This window comes from Crenobacter sp. CS_VA4 (assembly GCF_055597485.1).
The window spans coordinates 1-397 of record NZ_JBVMAE010000090.1 but is presented as its reverse complement, the minus strand read 5'-3'; the positions used below and the strand labels follow the sequence as shown (position 1 = coordinate 397).

Sequence of the window (397 nt, the reverse complement as noted above, 5' to 3'; positions counted from 1 at the left end):
AGCGGGCGTTGACGACACGCCCCTTGCCCGGCAGCACCTTGTCCACGGCGGTCTTCATGTTGTCGTAGATGCCGCGAGTGGGAACGCCACCCAGCATCTGGAACGCTCGCGTGTGGGCATCAAACAGCATCTCATGACTCTGGCCGGGATAGGCCGCCAGGGCAATGGCACGACTAGCGCAGAGCTTGAGGTGGGCCAGCATGATCTTGCGATGGATACCACCGATCAACAGCGATTCTTCGCTCCAGTCAAACTGAAAGGCTTCGCCGAGTGCGAACTTGAGTGGGACGAAGGCCGACTTGGTCGACGGGCTGGCCGTTTCCGCTCGCCATTTCCGAATGAAAGCGGTCACGCGGGAATAGGCCCCGGTGAAACCGGCTTGTTGAAGTTCCTGAAA

1 protein-coding gene is annotated in these 397 nt (G+C 59.9%); it reads right to left on the bottom strand.

The genetic code is table 11. The features are described 5' to 3' along the window. Window positions 1–397: IS21 family transposase (locus tag ACZ2IA_RS23410; protein WP_470294881.1), on the bottom strand; the 397-nt coding region annotated here is incomplete at both ends.